The sequence below is a fragment of the Kribbella sandramycini genome, assembly GCF_013131805.1.
Lineage (GTDB): Bacteria > Actinomycetota > Actinomycetes > Propionibacteriales > Kribbellaceae > Kribbella > Kribbella sandramycini.
In genome coordinates this window covers 649,208-667,376 of record NZ_JABJRC010000001.1, presented here as the reverse complement: position 1 = coordinate 667,376, position 18,169 = coordinate 649,208, and the positions used below count along the sequence as shown (strand labels likewise).

General features: G+C 69.0%; 15 protein-coding genes and 1 riboswitch. Of the genes, 12 read left to right on the top strand and 3 right to left on the bottom strand.

Annotated elements, in window-relative coordinates; translation table 11 throughout:
* Positions 1 to 410: 410 nt before the first annotated feature.
* The 5 genes from HPO96_RS02870 (at position 411) to HPO96_RS02850 (ending at position 6,811) form a co-directional block, all read left to right on the top strand.
* On the top strand, positions 411 to 2,003 hold the full coding sequence (locus HPO96_RS02870; RefSeq protein WP_171670734.1) for a CocE/NonD family hydrolase: 1,593 nt from the start codon (positions 411 to 413) through the stop codon (positions 2,001 to 2,003).
* Complete coding sequence (locus HPO96_RS02865; protein ID WP_171670733.1) at positions 2,000 to 3,046, top strand: lactonase family protein; 1,047 nt, start codon at positions 2,000 to 2,002, stop codon at positions 3,044 to 3,046. The genes HPO96_RS02870 and HPO96_RS02865 overlap by 4 nt, the downstream gene beginning before the upstream one ends.
* A gap of 77 nt (positions 3,047 to 3,123) precedes the next feature.
* Positions 3,124 to 5,589 (top strand): LamG-like jellyroll fold domain-containing protein, encoded by a 2,466-nt coding sequence (locus tag HPO96_RS02860; protein ID WP_171670731.1) that lies wholly within the window; start codon positions 3,124 to 3,126, stop codon positions 5,587 to 5,589.
* Positions 5,590 to 5,659: 70 nt separating this feature from the next.
* On the top strand, positions 5,660 to 6,472 hold the full coding sequence (locus HPO96_RS02855; RefSeq protein WP_171670729.1) for an aldo/keto reductase: 813 nt from the start codon (positions 5,660 to 5,662) through the stop codon (positions 6,470 to 6,472).
* Positions 6,473 to 6,475: 3 nt separating this feature from the next.
* A riboswitch (guanidine-III (ykkC-III) riboswitch) is annotated at positions 6,476 to 6,543 on the top strand.
* Between the two features lie 19 nt (positions 6,544 to 6,562).
* Positions 6,563 to 6,811 carry a CBU_0592 family membrane protein gene (locus HPO96_RS02850; protein ID WP_171670727.1) on the top strand — a complete coding sequence of 83 codons (249 nt, stop codon included), beginning with the start codon at positions 6,563 to 6,565 and terminating at the stop codon, positions 6,809 to 6,811.
* On the opposite strand, the gene HPO96_RS02845 is transcribed toward HPO96_RS02850, so the two are convergent.
* Positions 6,808 to 7,641: a hypothetical protein gene (locus HPO96_RS02845; protein WP_171670726.1), complete on the bottom strand. Its 834-nt coding sequence runs from the start codon at positions 7,639 to 7,641 to the stop codon at positions 6,808 to 6,810. The genes HPO96_RS02850 and HPO96_RS02845 overlap by 4 nt on opposite strands.
* A 174-nt stretch (positions 7,642 to 7,815) precedes the next feature.
* On the opposite strand from HPO96_RS02845, the gene HPO96_RS02840 reads away from it, so the two are divergent.
* From HPO96_RS02840 to HPO96_RS02830, 3 genes are read left to right on the top strand one after another with little or no spacing between them, the layout of a single operon-like run.
* Complete coding sequence (locus tag HPO96_RS02840; protein WP_171670724.1) at positions 7,816 to 8,850, top strand: AAA family ATPase; 1,035 nt, start codon at positions 7,816 to 7,818, stop codon at positions 8,848 to 8,850.
* 29 nt (positions 8,851 to 8,879) lie between these two features.
* Entirely contained in the window at positions 8,880 to 9,842 is a 963-nt protein-coding gene (locus tag HPO96_RS02835) for a DUF58 domain-containing protein (protein WP_171672319.1), read from the top strand.
* Entirely contained in the window at positions 9,842 to 10,795 is a 954-nt protein-coding gene (locus HPO96_RS02830) for a VWA domain-containing protein (protein WP_171670723.1), read from the top strand. The genes HPO96_RS02835 and HPO96_RS02830 overlap by 1 nt, the downstream gene beginning before the upstream one ends.
* Positions 10,796 to 10,846: 51 nt before the next feature.
* Here the strand turns inward: HPO96_RS02830 and HPO96_RS02825 are convergent, their stop codons facing one another.
* The gene (locus HPO96_RS02825) at positions 10,847 to 13,057 is read right to left on the bottom strand and encodes a glycoside hydrolase family 9 protein (protein WP_202885470.1); all 2,211 of its coding nucleotides are present in this window, start codon (positions 13,055 to 13,057) and stop codon (positions 10,847 to 10,849) included.
* 170 nt (positions 13,058 to 13,227) lie between these two features.
* On the opposite strand from HPO96_RS02825, the gene HPO96_RS02820 reads away from it, so the two are divergent.
* The 4 genes from HPO96_RS02820 to HPO96_RS02805 are packed head-to-tail and all read left to right on the top strand — an operon-like array spanning position 13,228 to position 17,339.
* Positions 13,228 to 14,505: an ABC transporter substrate-binding protein gene (locus tag HPO96_RS02820; protein WP_171670721.1), complete on the top strand. Its 1,278-nt coding sequence runs from the start codon at positions 13,228 to 13,230 to the stop codon at positions 14,503 to 14,505.
* On the top strand, positions 14,502 to 15,464 hold the full coding sequence (locus tag HPO96_RS02815; protein WP_171670719.1) for an ABC transporter permease subunit: 963 nt from the start codon (positions 14,502 to 14,504) through the stop codon (positions 15,462 to 15,464). Before HPO96_RS02820 ends, HPO96_RS02815 begins: the two co-directional genes overlap by 4 nt.
* The gene (locus HPO96_RS02810) at positions 15,461 to 16,288 is read left to right on the top strand and encodes a carbohydrate ABC transporter permease (protein WP_171670717.1); all 828 of its coding nucleotides are present in this window, start codon (positions 15,461 to 15,463) and stop codon (positions 16,286 to 16,288) included. The genes HPO96_RS02815 and HPO96_RS02810 overlap by 4 nt, the downstream gene beginning before the upstream one ends.
* Before the next feature lie 40 nt (positions 16,289 to 16,328).
* Complete coding sequence (locus tag HPO96_RS02805; RefSeq protein WP_337796489.1) at positions 16,329 to 17,339, top strand: LacI family DNA-binding transcriptional regulator; 1,011 nt, start codon at positions 16,329 to 16,331, stop codon at positions 17,337 to 17,339.
* A gap of 206 nt (positions 17,340 to 17,545) precedes the next feature.
* On the opposite strand, the gene HPO96_RS02800 is transcribed toward HPO96_RS02805, so the two are convergent.
* On the bottom strand, positions 17,546 to 18,043 hold the full coding sequence (locus HPO96_RS02800; RefSeq protein ID WP_171670715.1) for a DUF3145 family protein: 498 nt from the start codon (positions 18,041 to 18,043) through the stop codon (positions 17,546 to 17,548).
* Positions 18,044 to 18,169 lie beyond the last annotated feature (126 nt).

Genomic DNA, 18,169 nt, shown 5'->3' with positions numbered 1-18,169 from the left:
CCAGCAAACGGTGGGAGGGCCTACCGCAGGCGGTTCGCCCGCCCCGGCTTTGGTGGGCTGACTCAGAAGCTGGTTGGGCTGGCCCAGCAAACGGTGGGAGGGCTTACCGCGGGTGGTTCGCCTGCCCCGGCTTTGGTGGGCTGACTCAGAAGCTGGTTGGGCTGGCCCAGCAAACGGTGGGACGGCTTACCGCGGGCGGTTCGCCTGCCCTGGCTTTGGTGGGCTGGCCCAGTAAACGGTGGGAGGGCCTACCGCGGGCGGTTCGCCTGCCCTGGCTTTGGTGGGCTGGCCCAGAAGCTGGTTGGGCTGGCCCAGCAAACGGTGGTCGTGGGCACTCTCCGTGCCGAGCTAGTGACACACCGGCAAACTGCACGTTACCCTCTGGTAATTTCCGAGCCGGAGGTCGTCCCGTGCGCAGAATCGCCGCCGCCCTAGCCCTTGCTCTGCTGGCCGCACTCGCGCTCGGCCCGCCCGTCCAGGCCGCCCAGCCCGGGTTCAGTACGTCGTACCAGCGCATCCAAGGGGCCGGCGGCATCCAGATCGGCGCGGTGGTCCTGACACCCACCGGGCAGGGGAGTGGCCCGTTCCCGCTGGTCGTGATGCCGTCCAGCTGGGGTGTCCCGAACCTCGAGTACGTCGGTCAGGGCGCGAAGCTGGCCAAGGAAGGCTTCCAGGTCATCTCCTACACCAGCCGCGGCTTCTGGGACTCCGGCGGCGGGATCGACATCGCCGGCCCGCCCACCGTCGCCGACGTCTCCAAGGTGATCGACTGGGCCGCGCTGCACACCCCCGCCGACACCAGCAAGGTCGCCGCGGTCGGCATCTCGTACGGCGCCGGTACGTCGCTCCTGGCGAGCGCCGAAGACCCGCGGATCAAGGTGGTCGGCGCGCTCAGCGGCTGGGCCGACCTGATCAAGTCGATCAACCCCAACGAGACCGTCTCGCTGCAGGCCGTCGCCGGTCTCCTTGCCGCCGGCAATGTCACCGGCCGCCCAGGCCCCGAGATGCAGTCGCTGCAGACCAAGTTCGTCACCGGTCAGTGGGACGCGGCAATTGCCGAAGGCAAGCAGCTTTCACCCGTTCGCTCCGCCCAGACCGTCGTTGCCAAGATCAACCGCAACAGGCCGGCCGTCTTCCTCGCGAACGCCTTCGAGGACTCGATCTTCCCGCCCACGCAGTACACCGACTTCTTCACCGCGCTCACCGGCCCGAAACGGCTCCTGTTCGCACACGGCGATCACGCCGTCCCCGAAGTCCCCGGCGCGATCGGGCTGCCCAATGAGACCTGGGACGAACTGGTCTCCTGGATGCGCCACTACCTCACCGGCGCCGCCAACGGCGCGGACGCCGAACCCGCCGTCCAGCTCAAGTCTCAGCGGAACGTCTGGCGCGGCTACCCGAACTGGGCCGCCGTCGGCGAGCCGATGACGACATACCTGACCAAGCCGACCGGTGTCATCCCAACTGGTGGACTGCAGGCGAATCGACCAGAAACTGCCTGGAATCGGGGTATCGCGGCCGGCGTGCCGACGATCGCGGACAGCGGGGTCGCCCTGGTTTCCGGCGTACTGCAAGGTTTGTTGTCGATTCCGACCGGCGTCGCCACGCCGCTGATCGATCGATCATTCGCCGGCGTCTGGTCCGGCCGGCCCGCCGAGCGGACGACGATCGTCAACGGGTCCCCGGAACTGCGCTTCACAGCAACACCCTCCGTAAAGGACACTTCACTCTTCGCGTACCTCTATGACGTCAACGCGCTAGGAGTCGGATCCTTGATCTCGCACAAACCGCTCACACTGCGAGGGGCTACCCCCGGCCAGGCCGTCTCGATCGACCTGCGGATGGAGGCCACCAGCTGGGAAGTTCCGGTCGGTAATCGCCTCGTCCTGGTCGTCGACACGGTCGACCCGCGCTACCTCGGCCGGAGCTCCGTCGGCAGCACGGTCACCTTCAGCTCGCCGGCCGGCGACCCGTCCACGCTGACCGTCCCGGTGGCGGCATGACGACGACGCGCCGGGGATTCCTCGGCCTCACCATCGCCGCGATCCCCGTCGCCGCCGGGGTGTCGAAGGCGACCGCCGCCGATCCCCGCTACCTGTACTACGGCAAGTACGGCGACGGCGTCGGGATCGCGACGTACGACGCGGCCGGCAAGATCACCGCGGTAAGCACGCTCAAGGGCGTCGCCGACCCGTCGTTCGTGATCCGGACCGGGAACCGCCTGTATGCCGTCAACGAGCAGCAGGCCGGCGCCGTCACCGCGATCGCGATCGATGCCCCCGGCAAGCTTCGGCAGATCAACCGGCAGACCAACGGCGGCGCCGCGCCCTGTCACCTGGTCGTTGCCGACGGCCACGTCATCACCGCGAACTACACCTCCGGCGACGTCGCCGTGCACAAGCTGCGCTCGGACGGCGGGATCGGCAGCCGGACGGATCTGGTCGAACACCAGGGTTCCGCGCCCCACGCCCACCAGGTCGTCCAGATCGGCCGGTACATCCTGGCCGTCGACCTCGGCACCGACTCGGTCTACACCTATACGCTCACCAACGGGAAGCTCGCGCTCAAGTCCCAGGTGAAGCTGAAGACCGGCGCCGGGCCGCGGCACCTCGCCGTCCACCCGTCGGGCAACTTCGTCTACGTGGCGAACGAGCTGGACAGCACGATCAGCGTGCTCCGGTACGTCGATGGCGTGCTGACCGTGTTGAACACGCAGACGACCGTGCCGGCCGGCTCGCCGAAGAACTACCCGGGCGAGGTGATCATCTCCGCGGACGGCCGCTTCGTCTACCTGACCAACCGCGGGCACAACAGCATCGCCGTGTTCGCCGTCAACGGCGACGGCTCGACGCTGACGCTGAAGGGGACGCCGTCCGCGGGCGGCGTCTGGCCGCGGCACTGCATCATCGACCCGACCGGCCTGCTGATGTTCGTCTCGAATCAGAACTCGGGCAACATCGTCAGCTTCGCGGTCGACCCGCAGTCCGGTGGGCTGACCCAGAAGAGCTCGTTCAGCACCCCGAGCCCGGTGTGCGTCAATGTTTGATTTTGATTGAGGTCTTGCGTTTTTGAGATGAGAACGTTTCCATGGGAGCGCCTTTCTCCGCCCCGAGAGGAGCTCCCATGCTCAGAGTTGTCGCCGCGGCCGCGCTTGCGGCCGCGGCAACCCTGGCGCCGACCGTTCAAGGTCCGGCCCAGGCCGCCCCGGACTGGCAACCCGGCACCCCACCGCTCAGCACGCCCTGGACGGCCGACGTCTCGCCGTCCAACGCGCTCCCGGAGTACCCGCGCCCGCAGCTGACCCGGCCCGAGTGGCGCAACCTCAACGGCCTGTGGGAGTTCGCCGCGGCCGCGCCGGGGGAGCAGCCGCCGATCGGCCGCACCCTCGGCGAGAAGGTCCTGGTGCCCTACCCGATCGAGTCCGCGCTGTCCGGCATTCAGCGGCACGAGGACCGGATGTGGTACCGCCGGACCTTCACCGTGCCCCAGCAGTGGAAGAACCAGCGCCTGCTGCTGCACTTCGGCGCCGTCGACTACGACGCCAAGGTCTATGTGAACGGCCGGCTGGCCGCCACGCACCGCGGTGGGTACGACGGCTTCGACGTCGATGTCACCAACTACCTGCACCGCAGCGGCCCGCAGGAGCTGATCGTCTGGGCCGAGGACCTCACCGACGAGACCTTCCAGCCGATCGGCAAACAGCGCAAGGTCGGCGACCGCGGCATCTTTTACCAAGGCAGCAGCGGGATCTGGCGCACGGTCTGGATGGAGCCGGTCAGCGCGGCCCGCGTCGACCGCCTCCAGCTCACCCCCGACCTGCCGGGTAAGGCGTTCAAGGTCACCGCCGACACCTCCGGTCCGGCGAATCTGGACGTCGAGGTGACGGCGTACGACGGTCGTCGTCAGGTCGCCAAGGTGCGCGGCAAGGCCGACACCCAGCTCCGCGTCCCGATCCCGAACCCGAAGACCTGGTCACCCGACAAGCCGTTCCTGTACGACCTCAAGGTCCGCCTGATCGACCGCGGCAAGACCGTCGACCAGGTCGGCTCGTACGCCGGCATGCGGTCGGTCGGTCTGGTCAAGGGCCAGGACGGCCGGCTCCGGATGGGCTTGAACGGCAAGGTGCTGTTCAACCTCTCCACCCTCGACCAGGGCTTCTGGCCGGACGGCCTGAACACCGCGCCGACCGATGAGGCGCTGGCCTTCGACCTCGTCCAGCACAAGCGGCTCGGCTTCAACACCGTCCGCAAGCACATCAAGGTCGAGCCGGATCGCTGGTATTACTGGGCCGACAAGCTCGGCCTGATGGTCTGGCAGGACATGCCGTCGGCCAAGACCTCCCCGATTCCGGACCCGTGGCGCGACCAGTTCAAGTCCGAGCTGCACGAGATGATCGAGGAGCACAAGAGCTTCACCTCGATCACCGTCTGGGTGCCGTTCAACGAGGGCTGGGGCGAGTGGGACCGCGAGGAGACCGGCCGGATCGCCGACTCGGTCAAGGCGCAGGACCCGTCCCGCCTGGTGAACGCGCACAGCGGCGTCAACTGCTGCGCCTCCAAGGGCGACTCGGGCCGCGGCGACCTGATCGACCACCACGCCTACCTCGGCCCGGGGACGCCGTCCCCGGCCGGTGAGCGCGCCGCGGTCGACGGCGAGCACGGCGGCTTCGGACTGAAGACGCCCGATCACATGTGGTTCGGCGACGGGTTCGCCTACGAGATGACGCCGGACAAGGCGACGCTGACCCGGCGGTACGTCGAGAACCAGCGCGATGTGCTCAAAGCCGCCAACCGGTGCGGGATCAGCGGCTCGGTGTACACCCAGATCACCGATGTCGAGGGTGAGCTGAACGGCTTCTTCACCTACGACCGGCAGGTCCCGAAGATGGACTTCGCCCAGGTCCGCACGATCAACGAGCAGATGATCGCGGGCGCCGACGGAACCGGGACCGGTACGCCGCCGCCCGGCCCCGGCACACCGGGTGCCGACGGCATCCACTTCTATCCGCTCGACGGCACCACCGAGGACGTCGTCGGTGATCAGGACGCGACGCTGATGAACGGCGCGACCTTTGCCCCCGGCAAGAACGGCCAAGGCGTTGCCCTGAACGGATCCAACCAGTTCGTCGACGCCGGCGCCGCGCTGCTCGACACCAGCGGCAACTACACCGCGAGTGCCTGGGTGAAGCTGAACAAGGTCGACGGTTTCCAGACCTTCGTCAGCCAGGACGGCGATCGCGACAGTGCGTTCTTCCTGCAGTACTCCGGCGCCGACGAGCGGTTCGCGATGAGCTTCCCGGGGGTCCGGGCGCTCGCGCCGACCAAGCCGAACGCGGACCAGTGGTACCACGTCACCGGCGTCCGGGACGCGACCAAGGGCGAGCTGCGGCTGTACGTCGACGGTCAGCTGGCCGGCGCGAAGTCGGCCTGCACGCTGGACGCGTCGTCCACCGGCAACACTGTGATCGGCCGGGCGAAGTTCGGCGGTAACCAGGTCGACTTCCTCGACGGCACGATTGATCAAGTGCACGTTTACGATCGCGCCCTCACCGATGCGGAGGTGCAGACCCTGTACGCATCGGGTCGCTGACACACCGCCGAGATGCGAGCGCTTCGCACCTCCCCGATCCTTGTAAGCACCAAAGAGGGAGGTGGCTGCGATGGCCGCGCCTAGCCAAGCGCTCGCGCCTCGGACTGTCAGCGGGTTCCGACCACCGCGGTTCGGGCTCGGCGGCTCGCGTCTCGGCGAGCCGCCGGGTCCGGACGGCGACGCGGCAGCCACCGCGACCGTGGACGCCGCCTACCAGGCCGGGATCCGGTTCTTCGACACCTCCCCGGCGTACGGCGAATCCGAGCGCCGGCTCGGGGCCGCGCTGGCCCGCCGGCCGCGCGGCGAGTTCCTGGTCTCCACCAAGATCAGCGGCCCGGACGCCGAGGAGTCGATCCGCGCGAGCGCCCAGCGGCTCGGCCTCGCCGTCGATCTCGCGTTCCTGACCGAGCCGGCCGCGGTCGGCCCGGCGTCCGGCGCCCTGGAGGGGTTGCGCCGGCAGGGGCTGATCAAGGCGATCGGTGTGGCGTCCGGCGACTGGCAGCTCCTCGACCACCTCGTCCGTGACCACGAGCTGGACTGCGTCCTGCTGGCCGGTCACTTCTCGCTGCTCGACCAGAGTGCGCAGCCGTTGCTGGATCGCTGTCTCGCGCGGAGCGTCTCGGTGGTCGTCTCCGGGGTGCTCTCACCCGAGGTCCTGCACAGCGACAGCGTGCAGGCCCGCCGGATCTCGGCCGTCTGCGAGCGGTACGGCGTTTCGCTCGCCCAGGCCGCGCTGGCGTTCCCGGCCCGGCATGCCGCGGTCACCTCGGTGCTGATCTCGGCCGCGAGCCCGGCGGAGATCCGCGCCGACGCGGCTCTGGTCCGGCAGCCGGTGCCGGCGACGCTCTGGCGGGATCCGGAGCTGCTGCGCTTGCTATCCTGAGGGCAGGGCCCGCGGATCGCGGGTTCCCGGACGAGTGGTGTCGTACCCGGTCGGCGAAAAGACGGCACCTGCCCCTGGAGGGGCTTTCCGATGCATGTCCTCGATGTTGTCGAGATCGCCGGCGCGCTGACCATTCTGATCGCCTTCGCGGCCGCCCAGGCCGGGCGGCTGCGGCAGCGCACGGTCAGCTACCAGCTGCTCAACCTGCTCGGCTCGGGCGTCCTCGCGGTGATCGCTGCCGTCGAGTCCTCCTGGGGCTTCCTGCTCCTGGAGGGCAGCTGGGCGATCATCAGCCTGGTCGGCCTGCTCACGCTGAACCGGACCAGGCAGGAGACCTAGAACCGATCGTTCGGATCGGTCGGGGTCGCGCTGGACGTGCCGGTCGGGTTCGGCGTCCCTGGCGTCGGGGACGCCGTCGGGTCGGGCGACTCCGTGCCCGGCGGCGGAGTGGTCGGGGTGATCGTGACCGTGACCGTGTTCGTCGGCGTCGGGACGACCGGCGGCGGGTCGAGCGGCTCGGCGTTCCGGAACAGCAGCCAGGCCAGGAACACCGCGACGGCCATGATCAGCGCCATCGCGGCCAGGGCCCACCACAGCGCGGCCCAGGAGGCCGGGCGCAACGCGTTCGGCCAGGGCAGCGGCCAGATCCGGAACAGGCCCGGGCGGCGCCGGTTCTCCCAGTAGTGCCGGAAATCCGGCCCGCGCAGCCGGCCGGCCTGCGGGATCCGGTCCATCAGGACGGCCGACAGCACCTCTTCACCGCGGCGTTCGGCGAGCAGCCGCTCGTCGGCCGCCGCGCTGGTGCCGTCGTCCGCGCGGATCGGCCCGAAGGCCGCCCAGAGCGCGAGATCGTCGTCGTCCGCGCCGTTGTGGGCCAGGACGACGTCCTCGGGCAGCGCGTCGACGGCGTGCACGAACCGGTCCCGCGCGGCGGCGTCGTCGGCCGAGCCCTCGGTCATCATCGCGACCACGGCGTCCTGGCCGGTCTCGTCGGCGGCGGTGTAGAGGTAACCGGCCGCGTTCGCGCCGAGCCGGCCGCGCAGCCAGAACTCGCCGACCCGCGGCGGATCCTCGGGCTGCAGCGGCAGCGCATCCGGAATCACGCGCGCAGGTGTGTCCGCCGGCTCGTCGGCCGACGGCGCCGCCGCGGGTGATTCGGTCGCAGTCATCGACCCAATCCCACCACATCGGTGGTAGCAGTGTCGCCACGGACCGGATTTGCGCGGCCGGGGAGGATGTCCTGGTGGGCCGTGCAGCGCCGGACCCGCGGATCTGATGGAATGGCCGATGTCGAACGCAATCGGGGAGTGACGGTCCGCAATCTGGACCCTGGAAGGACAGGCATGACCGAAACCACGGTTCCAGCTGGATCGGTGGCGCAGCAGTCCCGGCTGATCGGTGAGGCGATCAACGAGGTCAAGCGGGTGATCGTCGGCCAGGAGCACATGGTCGAGACGCTGATGGTCTCGTTGCTGGCCAAGGGCCACTGCCTGCTCGAAGGCGTGCCGGGCGTCGCCAAGACGCTCGCCGTGCGCACCTTCGCGGCCGTCGTCGGCGGCACCTTCGCGCGCATCCAGTTCACCCCCGACCTGGTCCCGTCCGACATCGTCGGCACCCGGATCTACCGGCAGACCCGGGAGGCGTTCGACATCGAGCTCGGGCCGACCTTCGTGAACTTCGTGCTCGCCGACGAGGTGAACCGGGCCCCGGCCAAGGTGCAGTCGGCGATGCTGGAGCTGATGGCCGAGCGGCAGGTGTCGATCGGCGGCCAGACCTTCCCGATGCCGAAGCCGTTCATCGTGATCGCCACCCAGAACCCGATCGAGTCCGAGGGCGTCTACCCGCTGCCCGAGGCGCAGCGCGACCGCTTCCTGGTCAAGATCGACGTGCCGCACCCGCGCGGGCACGAGGAGTTCGAGATCCTGCGCCGGATGAGCGTCGACCCGCCCGAGCCGCGGCAGGTGCTCAAACCCGAGACGATCATGGAGCTGCAGCGCTCGGCCGAGCAGGTCTTCGTGCACAACCTGGTCGCCGAGTACGCCGTCCGCCTGGTGATGGCGACCCGGACGCCGACCGACTTCCACCTGCCCGACCTGGAGCCGATCATCGAGCTCGGCGTCAGCCCGCGGGCGACGCTCGGCCTGATCGCCGCCGGCCGCGGCCTGGCCCTGATCCACGGCCGCGACTACCTGCTGCCGAGTGACATCCAGACCGTCGCCCTCGACGTGATGGGCCACCGCCTCGGCCTCACCTTCGACGCCGTCGCCGACAACATCGACCCGCGCGCCGTCGTCGAGCGCATCCTCGCCACCGTCCCACCGCCCCAGCCGGTCTGGCGCGACGGCTCCGATGGCACCGGACGGCCGGAGTTCGTCTAGTGAAGGATCGCCCCGACCCGCGGGCTGCGATGACGATCTCGCAGCTCGCGCCCGAGCGCGCGCTGCGCCGGCTGGAGCTGAGCGTCGTGCGGCGGCTCGAGGGTTATCTGCACGGCGACCACCTGGGCCTGCTGCCCGGCCCGGGGACGGAGCTGGCCGAGGCCCGGGCCTACCAGGTGGGCGACGACGTCCGCCGGATGGACTGGGCCGTCACCGCGCGGACGACGATGCCGCACGTGCGGGATCTGATCGCCGACCGGGAGCTGGAGACGTGGGCCCTGGTCGACCTGTCCGGCTCGATGAACTTCGGGACGTCGACGCTGGAGAAGCGCGAGCTGGCGGTCGCCGCCGTCGCGACGGTCGGCTTCCTGACGCACCGGCTCGGTGACCGGTTCGGCGGGCTGATGCTGCGCGACTCGGCGTTGCGGCGCTGGCCGGCCCGGTCCGGCCGGCTTGCGCTCTACGGGCTGCTGCGCGCGTTGCTCGCCGAGCAGTTCAGCAGTGAGCAGCAGGCCAGCCGCAGCGATCTGGCCGCCGCGCTGGAGTCGATGGCCCGCACGCAGCGCAAACGCGGGCTGCGCGTGGTCGTCTCCGACTTCCTCACCCCCGAGGACGGCGAGGTCGACAGCCGGCTGGAGCCGTCGTGGGAGCGCGCGATGCGCAAGCTGACCGCCCAGCACCAGGTGCTCGCGGTCGAGATCGTCGACCCGCGCGAGCTGGAATTGCCGAATATCGGCGTCGTGATGATCGGCGACCCCGAGACCGGCCAGGTCCGCGAGATCGACACCCGGCGCCGCAAGGTCCGGGAGGCGTTCGCGCTGGCCGCGATGGCACAGCGGGAACGAACCCGGATCGCGCTGCGTAGGGTAGGTGCCGGGCATCTGGTCCTGCGCACCGACCGGGACTGGGTCGCCGACACCGTGCGCTTCGTCCTCGCCTACCGGCGGATGGCCCCGCGCTTGCACCAACCGCCGAAGGGAGTGGCTCGCTGATGGATTTCCTGTCTCCCGGCAGGTTGTGGATTCTGCTGGTCATCCCGGTGATCATCGCGGTCTACGTCTACTTGCAGCACCGCCGCGCGCAGTACGCGCTGCGCTTCACCAACATCGCCCTGCTGGACCGCGTCGCGCCCCGGCGTCCGCAATGGCGCCGGCACCTGGCGGTCGCATTCGCGCTGCTGGCCGCCTTCTCCTGCACGGTCGCGTTCGCGCAACCCAAAGCGAAGGTGAAGGTGCCGCGCGAGCGGGCCACGATCGTGGTCGCGATCGACGTCTCGCTGTCGATGATGGCCACCGATATCGACCCGAACCGGCTCGAGGCCGCGAAGCGCTCGGCGAAGAACTTCGTCAACCAGCTGCCCGGCAAGTTCAACGTCGCCCTGGTCAACTTCGCCGGGACGGCGTCCATCATCGTCCCGCCGACCACCGACCGGGCCACCGTGCTGCGTTCGATCGACGGGCTCGACCTGGCCGAGTCGACCGCGACCGGTGAGGGCATCTTCACCTCGCTGCAGGCGCTCACCCAGGTCCCCCCGGACCCGGACCACCCGAACGACCCGGCCCCGGCGCGCATCGTGCTGCTCTCCGACGGTAAGCGCACCGTCGGCCGCACCGCGCAGGAGGGCGCCCAGGCCGCCAAGGCGAAGAACACCCCGGTCTACACGATCTGCTTCGGCACCGACTCCGGCTTCATCGAGATGGAAGGCATCCGGCAGCGCGTCCCACCGGACCGCGCCGAGCTGCGCAGCGTCGCCGACATCAGCGGCGGTGAGGCCTACACCGCCGAGTCCGCCGGTGAGCTCGAGGACGTCTACAAGGACATCGGCTCCTCGGTCGGCTACGACGAGGTCGACAAGGAAGTGACGTCCCGCTTCGCCGGTATCGCCATGCTCTTCACTTTGGCCGCGGCCGGCGCCTGCGTCGCCATGGCCTCCCGCTTCCCGTAGTACGACGAAGCCCGGCCCCCTGCACCAGGGAGCCGGGCTTCAGCGGGTTGGTCAGGCTTCGTCGGCGTACGCCGTCAGCCAGGCGAGGGCGGAGTTCCAGTTGATGGCGACCTCGTTGGTGGAGTACGAGCCGAGCTCGTCCAGGTAGCACTTGGCCGGGGCACAGCCCTGCAGGTTGCGCTGGGCAACGGGATCCTGAAGGCCGGAGTTCGGGCCGCCGGCCAGCGAGCCCGGGTACGGCGACGGGAACGCCGGGTTCAGCGAGTGCGACCAGAACCGATGGTGCTGCTGGTGGCTGTCACGTTCGCCGTAGCCCGTCACGTAGGACTGGTTGAGCGCATTCCGCCCGAGCAGGTAGTCCAGCGACTCCAGTGCCGCTGACTTGTACGCCGACCGCCCGGTCAGGTCGGCCGCGAGCGCGAGAATCATCGCGTTGTTCGCCGTCCCGCTGTTGGAGCCCCAGACGTATCGCCCGTTGGCCGGCTTGTACGGGTTGGCGTAGCCCTGCGACCGCAGGTCGGCCAGATAGGTGTCGGCTGCCTTCGCGATCCGGCCGACCAGCTTCAGCTGATCGAGGATCGACAGCCGCCACGGCGCCCGGGCGAGGGCGAGGTCCGCGAGTCCGCCGGTCTCCTGCCAGGAGAAGCCGTCGGCGGCCTTCAGCGTGGTGGTGATGTGCCGCTTGTACGCCGTTTTCCCGGTCGCCGTGAACAGCTCGGCCGCCGCCCAGGAGAACTCGTCGGTCACCTTGACGTCGTCGTACGCGCCACCGCCGACGCCGCCGTCCGGTGCGTAGACGGCTGGGTGCTGCAGCGCCGCCGTCCAGGCCTTCTGGGCGATCGAGAGGCAGCGGTTGGCGAACGCGTGGTCCCAGCGTGCGTAGACGCGGGCACAGCGAGCGCCGATCGCGGCGACGTTCAGCGTCGCGGCGGTGGACGGCGGGTAGAGATACCGCGGCTGCGGGTCGGACGCCGGGGCGAGGGCCATCCCGGTCCAGGCGGCGTCGTGAATCTTGTGGTGGACCATGCCGGCCAGCGGTTGACCGGCCGGGACCTGCATCCGCAGCAGGAAGTCGATCTGCCACCTCGCCTCGTCGAGGACGTCCGGCACCCGGTTGGTGTTCTCGGGGATCTTCAGCGCGATCTTGTCATCGGTCGCCTCGTAGAGGTCGAGCAGTTGCCAGGCGGCGATCGCGCCGTTGACGACGTACTTGCCGTGATCGCCGGCGTCGTACCAGCCGCCGCGGACGTCGAGGCTGTAGTCGCAGCTCCCGGGGACGCAGGGGACCGACGTGTCGCCCTTGTTCGGCGCGACGCCGACGTGTCCGGCCGCCCGGGCCCACGCGTCGCCGACGTACTTCGCCTCGATCGGGATCCCGCTGCGGTTGTTGTAGAAGTACTCCAACGACTCCTGCCGGAGCTTCGAGTACAGGTTCTTCGCGATGTCGAACGGCTCGCTGACGTCCTCGCCGACGACGAGCCGGAAGCCGCTGCCGCTCTTGCGGTAGCTACCGAAGTCGATCAGCTGGACGTCGTCGCCCGACAACGCGTCGGCGCCGTACGGCGTGGTCTTGCCCCGGGCAACCGTCGTGTTGCTCGCATCAACCAATCGCCACTCCAGGGGAGTGGTTGCCGTCGTCACGTACGTCGCCCGGTGCGGCCCGCTCGGCAGGTAGCCGAGCTGGTTGACGCGGACCGGCGAGCCGAAATCGCGAACCCCACCAGGAGGCACGATCCCGCCGACGACCGAGATGTTGTCCAGACACAGCGTGTAGGCCTCGGTCGCGCCACCGGCCTGGAAGGACAGCTGACCATGGGTGTCGGTGACCGGCGACGTCCCGGTGAAGGTGAAGCTCTGCATGGTCGTCGTCGCGGTGACCGTCCGGTTCAGCGCCGTCCCGTGCGGCGGGCCCTGCTGCTGCAGCACCGCCTTGAAGGCGATCGGCTTGGTCGCCGACGCGTCGAACTTCAGCGTGTACGGCTGCCCCTGCTCGAGCGGCAGATCGTCCTGGCCGATCATCGCCTCCCACGGGTTGACCGTCCCGGCCGGCACCTGGGCGCAGAGCTTCCCGTCGGCGACCGCGGACGGCGTGGTCGAGCTCGACCACCACGGCTCCCGCTCTTCGTCGAACGTCCCGTTCAGCACCCGCTCGTACGGCGGGTCGGCCGCCGTGGCCGAGGTGGTCGCGACCAGGGTCGCAGCGAGGACGGTGAGCGCGGCGGAGCCGGCGATCACGGCGGATCGTCGTCGGGCAATGGGCATCGGTATGCCTCCGGGAGAAGCTGGGAGCGCTTGCAGAAACCTGAGCGTCGCCGGATCGAAGTGCTGTGTCAAGACTGAAATGAGGGAGAAATCTAGGCTTCACAAAACTCGGGCAATCGCTTACCGTCTGCTGGAAGCGCTCCCAGTTTCTTCCAGTTTTAGGAGTTCGGATGTCGGCAAAGTGGTGGGCAGCAGTGGCGGCGGTGGGTCTGGTGGCAGTAGCCGGGTGCGGGGGCTCGGGAGACGACGCGGCGGCCGACGGCACGATCACGCTGACCGTGAAGACGTTCAGCCAGTTCGGGTACGACGAGCTCTACAAGCAGTACGAGAGCACGCACCCGGGGATCAAGATCAAGGAAGACAACATCGCCAAACTGGTCGACTACACGCCGAAGCTGCAGCAGTGGCTGACGGCGGGCAGCGGCGCGGGTGACGTCGTCGCGCTGGAGGAGGGCATCCTGGTCAAACTGATGGCCAAGCCCGACCAGTTCGCCAACCTGCTGGACCAGGGCGCGGGCAGCCTGAAGGGCAACTTCCTGGAGTGGAAGTGGAACCAGGCGCTGACCACCGACGGGAAGAAGCTGGTCGGTCTCGGCACCGATATCGGCGCTCAGGGGATGTGTTATCGCACCGACCTGTTCGCCAAGGCCGGGCTGCCGACCGACCGGGAGCAGGTCGGCGCGCTCTGGCCGACCTGGGACCAGTACCTTGCCACCGGCAAGAAGTTCGCCGGCGCCAACACCGGTGCGAGCTTCTTCGACACCTCCGGCTCGATCTACCAGAACATCCTGATGCAGCAGGGCGACACCACGTACTTCGATCGCTCGAACAACCTGATCGTGGACAGCAACCCCGGCGTCCGGAAGGCCTGGGACCAGACCGTCTCGATGGTCGACGCGGGGCTGTCCGGCAAGCTGCAGATGTGGAGCCCGGCCTGGAACGCGGGTTTCAAACAGGGCACCTTCGCGACCATCCCGTGCCCGGCGTGGATGCTCGGCATCATCAAGGACCAGGCCGGTCCGGAGAACGCGGGGAAGTGGGACGTCGCCCGGGTGCCGGGGGAGGGAGCCGTCCGCGGCGGGTCGTTCCTGGCCGTGCCGACGCAGAGCAAGCACCAGAAGGAGGCCGCCGAGCTGGTGAAGTTCCTGACCAGCCCGGAGGGGCAGACGGCGGCGTTCAAGGCGAAGAACAACTTCCCGTCCGCGCCGCAGGCGCTCGACGACCCGGCTGTCGCGGGCGCGGTGAACGAGTACTTCAACAACGCGCCGGTCGGCAAGATCTTCGCCAAGTCCGCGAAGGAGCTGAAGCCGGTCTACCTCGGCCCGGAGAACCAGCAGGTCGGCGAGGCGGTGGGTGACGCGCTGACCGCGGTCGAGCAGGGCAAGCTGAAACCGGACGAGGCCTGGTCCAAGGCCGTCGCCGACGCCCAGCGGGCTGCCGGCAAGTGACCACCGACGCTCCTGCCCGCCCGGCGCGGACCGCCCCCACGCCGGGCGGCGCCCGCACCCGGCCGGGGTGGTGGAACCGCTTCGACCTGCACGGATCGCCGTACCTGTTCATCGCGCCGTTCTTCGTGCTCTTCGCCGCCTTCGGCCTGTTCCCGCTCGGCTACACCGCTTGGGTCTCGCTGCGCTCCTGGGACCTGACCGGGGACGCCGGTTTCGTCGGGTTCGCCAACTACAGCCGGCTCTTCGGCGATCCGGATTTCTGGAACGCCGTCGTGAACACCCTCGGGCTGCTCGTGCTCGCGACCGTCCCGCAGTTGCTGCTGGCGCTGATCGTGGCCGCGCTGCTGAACCGGCCGCTGCGCGCGCTGCTGGTGTTCCGTCTCGGCGTCCTGGCGCCGATCGTCACCTCGGTCGCCGCGGTCGCGATCGTCTTCGGCCAGCTCTACGGCCGCGACACCGGTCTGGTGAACGGCGCACTCGGCCTGATCGGGATCAGCCCGATCGACTGGCAGGCGGGCAAGCTGTCGTCCTGGGTCGCGGTCTCCAGCATGGTCAACTGGCGCTGGACGGGGTACAACGCGCTGATCTACCTGGCCGCGATGCAGGCCATCTCGCGGGATCTGTACGAGGCCGCGCAGATCGACGGCGCCGGCCCGATCCGGCAGTTCCGCAACATCACCGTGCCGCTGATCCGGCCGGCGCTGATCTTCACCGTGGTGATGTCGGTGATCGGCGGCATGCAGCTGTTCACCGAGCCGCTGCTGTTCGGTCAGGGCGATGTCTCGGGTGGCAGCCTGCGGCAGTTCCAGACGATCGCGATGTACATGTTCGAGCAGAGCTTCCAGAACTTCGACTACGGGTACGGCTCGGCGGTCGCCTGGATGATCTTCCTGCTCACCGTTGTGGTCGGCGTCGTCAACCTGCTGATCAGCCGTCGCCTGCGGGGAGGCGCCCAATGAAACAGCGCAACACGCTCGTCTACCTGACCTTGCTGGTCAGTCTGGTGCTGTCGATCTTCCCGCTGTACTGGCTGTTCGTCGTGGCCACCCGGTCGAACGACGTGATCGGCCAGTTCCCGCCGCCGCTGGCCCCGGGCGGCAACCTGGGCGACAACATCCAGCGGCTGTTCGGCCCCGAGGCCGAGGAGGCGCATTTCGCCCGCGGTCTGCTCAACTCGGCGATCGCCTCGATCTGCGTGACCGTCTCGGTGGTCTTCTTCTCGTCCCTGGCCGGGTTCGCGTTCGCGAAACTGCGCTTCCGCGGCCGCAACGCGCTGCTGATCTCGGTGCTGGCGACGATGATGGTGCCGGTGCAGATGGGCATCGTGCCGCTCTACATGGTGATGGTGAAACTCGGCTGGCAGAACCACCTGCAGGCGATCATCGTGCCGTTCCTGGTCTCGGCGTTCGGCGTCTTCCTGATGCGCCAGTACGCCGAACGCGCCGTCCCGGACGAGTTGATCGAAGCGGCCCGGCTGGACGGCTGCTCGACGTTCGGGCTGTTCGTCCGGGTGGTGTCACCGGCGCTCCGCCCGGGCGCCGCCGTTCTCGGCCTGTTCACGTTCATGGGTACGTGGAACGAGTTCCTCTGGCCGTTGGCCGTGATGGAGGCGGACAACCCGACCGTCCAGTTCTCGCTCAGCCAGCTCGCCACGCAGTACTACACCGACTACACGCTGATGTTCACCGGGACGCTGATCGCGACCGTGCCGCTGCTGCTGGTCTTCATCCTGTTCGGCCGGCAACTCATCAGCGGGATCATGGACGGCGCAGTCCGGTCCTGATGACTTACCCTCTATCCACTCCGACCTCTAAGGACTGCTGGTGACCGACCACTCCCGACGCCAAGTCACACTCGACGAAGTCGCCGAGCGTGCCGGGGTGTCCCGTTCCGCCGCGTCGCGGGTGATCAACAACGCGCCGCATGTCAGCAAGGCGAAGCGGGAGGCTGTGCAGCGGGCGGTCACCGATCTCGGCTACGTGCCGAACGCGACGGCCCGGGCGCTGGCCACCCAGCAGGTGGGCGCCGTCGTCCTGGCGATCTCCAGCGACAACCCGCAGGTGTTCGCCGACCCGTTCTTCGCCGAGGTCGCCGTCGGCGTGAACTCGGTCCTCGAGGAGACCGAGCTGGAGCTGATCCTGCAGCTGGCTACCTCGAGCCGCGGCCAGACCCGCCTCGAGCAGCTGCTGCGGACGCGGCAGGCCGACGGCGTCATGCTGATGTCGATGCACGGCGACGATCCGCTCGCCCAGCTCGCCGAGAAGTCCGACGTACCGGTCGTCTTCGGTGGCACCCCGACGAACTTCGAGCCGCAGTACTACGTGGACGCCGACAACCGCGGCGGCGCCCGGCTGGCCACCGAGCACCTCGTCGCGACCGGCCGGCGCCGGATCGCGACCATCACCGGCCGGATGGACGAAAGCGCCGGCACGGCCCGGTACAAGGGCTACCAAGAAGCCCTCGCCGTGGCCGGTCTCGACGCGGGCCGCGTCGTGTACGGCGACTTCAGTGAGGAGGGCGGCGGGCAGGCAATGGAGCAGTTGCTCGCCGAACACCCGGATCTGGACGCCGTCTTCGTCGCCTCGGACCAGATGGCGATCGGCGCGATGCGTGTGCTGAAGCTCGCCGGCAAGACGATCCCGGGGGACGTCGCGGTCGTCGGCTTCAACGACGTCGCCCTGGCCCGGCACACCGAGCCGCCGCTGACGACCGTCGCGCAGCCGATCCAGTCCCTCGGTCGCGAAATGGCCCGGATGCTGCTCGCGCTGATCGCGGGGGAGTCGCCCACCCCGCTGATCCTGCCGACCCGCCTGGTCCAGCGCGCATCCAGCTGAACACGCACGAAGGGCGCGAACCCTGAGGTTCGCGCCCTTCAAGTGGTGCGGCCGCTGTTTTCGATGACCGGGGGTGTCCCGACACCCGGTGACCCAGCGGCCACGGCCCCTCCACCCTTGTGGAATGTCTGATGCTCACTCTGCCCGAAAAGTTCGGGCGTTGTCTGTGCTCTTCACGGCTTTCTTCTCAAGTTCTCAGGGTGTGTTCAGACAACCTGGTGCAGCCAGCGAACCGGAGCGCCGTCTCCGGCGTACCGGAAGGGTTCGAGCTCGTCGTCCCAGGGCCGGCCGAGCAACCGCTCGACCTCTTCGGTCAGGTCCGCTTCGCCACTGGCCGCCTTCAGCATGGCCGCCTTCAGCCGCTCCTCGGGCACCATGATGTCGCCGTGGACGCCGGTCGTCGCGTGGAAGATCCCGAGCGTCGGCGTGAACGAGTACCGCTCACCCTCGACGCCGTTACTCGGCTCCTCGGTCACCTCGAACCGCAGCTTCTGCCAGCCGCGCAGAGCCGACGCCAGCTTCGCCGCCGTCCCCGCCTCGGCCTGCCAGGACAGCTCGGCCCGGTAGGTGCCCTGGGCTGCCGGCTGCGGCGTCCAGTCGAGTTTCACGGGCACGCCGAGTACGCCGCCCGCGGCCCACTCGACATGTGGACACAACGCTGACGGCACCGTGTGGACGTACAGAACGCCACGAGTCGTCGCCACCAGGACCTCCTGTGCTCGAGGTGCGCCTTCCCCAGCGTTCTCGAACAACTCTTCGGCCCCGGCGGAGCACTGCGTACATACTGCACCACAGACCCCCGCAACACCAGTAACTTCGCCGTGTCAACC

Coding starts and splice junctions, on each gene's coding strand:
- HPO96_RS02865 (WP_171670733.1), top strand. CDS start 2,000: ATGACGACGACGCGCCGGGGATTCCTCGGCCTCACCATCGCCGCGATC.
- HPO96_RS02860 (WP_171670731.1), top strand. CDS start 3,124: ATGCTCAGAGTTGTCGCCGCGGCCGCGCTTGCGGCCGCGGCAACCCTG.
- HPO96_RS02855 (WP_171670729.1), top strand. CDS start 5,660: ATGGCCGCGCCTAGCCAAGCGCTCGCGCCTCGGACTGTCAGCGGGTTC.
- HPO96_RS02850 (WP_171670727.1), top strand. CDS start 6,563: ATGCATGTCCTCGATGTTGTCGAGATCGCCGGCGCGCTGACCATTCTG.
- HPO96_RS02845 (WP_171670726.1), bottom strand. CDS start 7,641: ATGACTGCGACCGAATCACCCGCGGCGGCGCCGTCGGCCGACGAGCCG.
- HPO96_RS02840 (WP_171670724.1), top strand. CDS start 7,816: ATGACCGAAACCACGGTTCCAGCTGGATCGGTGGCGCAGCAGTCCCGG.
- HPO96_RS02835 (WP_171672319.1), top strand. CDS start 8,880: ATGACGATCTCGCAGCTCGCGCCCGAGCGCGCGCTGCGCCGGCTGGAG.
- HPO96_RS02830 (WP_171670723.1), top strand. CDS start 9,842: ATGGATTTCCTGTCTCCCGGCAGGTTGTGGATTCTGCTGGTCATCCCG.
- HPO96_RS02825 (WP_202885470.1), bottom strand. CDS start 13,057: ATGCCCATTGCCCGACGACGATCCGCCGTGATCGCCGGCTCCGCCGCG.
- HPO96_RS02820 (WP_171670721.1), top strand. CDS start 13,228: ATGTCGGCAAAGTGGTGGGCAGCAGTGGCGGCGGTGGGTCTGGTGGCA.
- HPO96_RS02810 (WP_171670717.1), top strand. CDS start 15,461: ATGAAACAGCGCAACACGCTCGTCTACCTGACCTTGCTGGTCAGTCTG.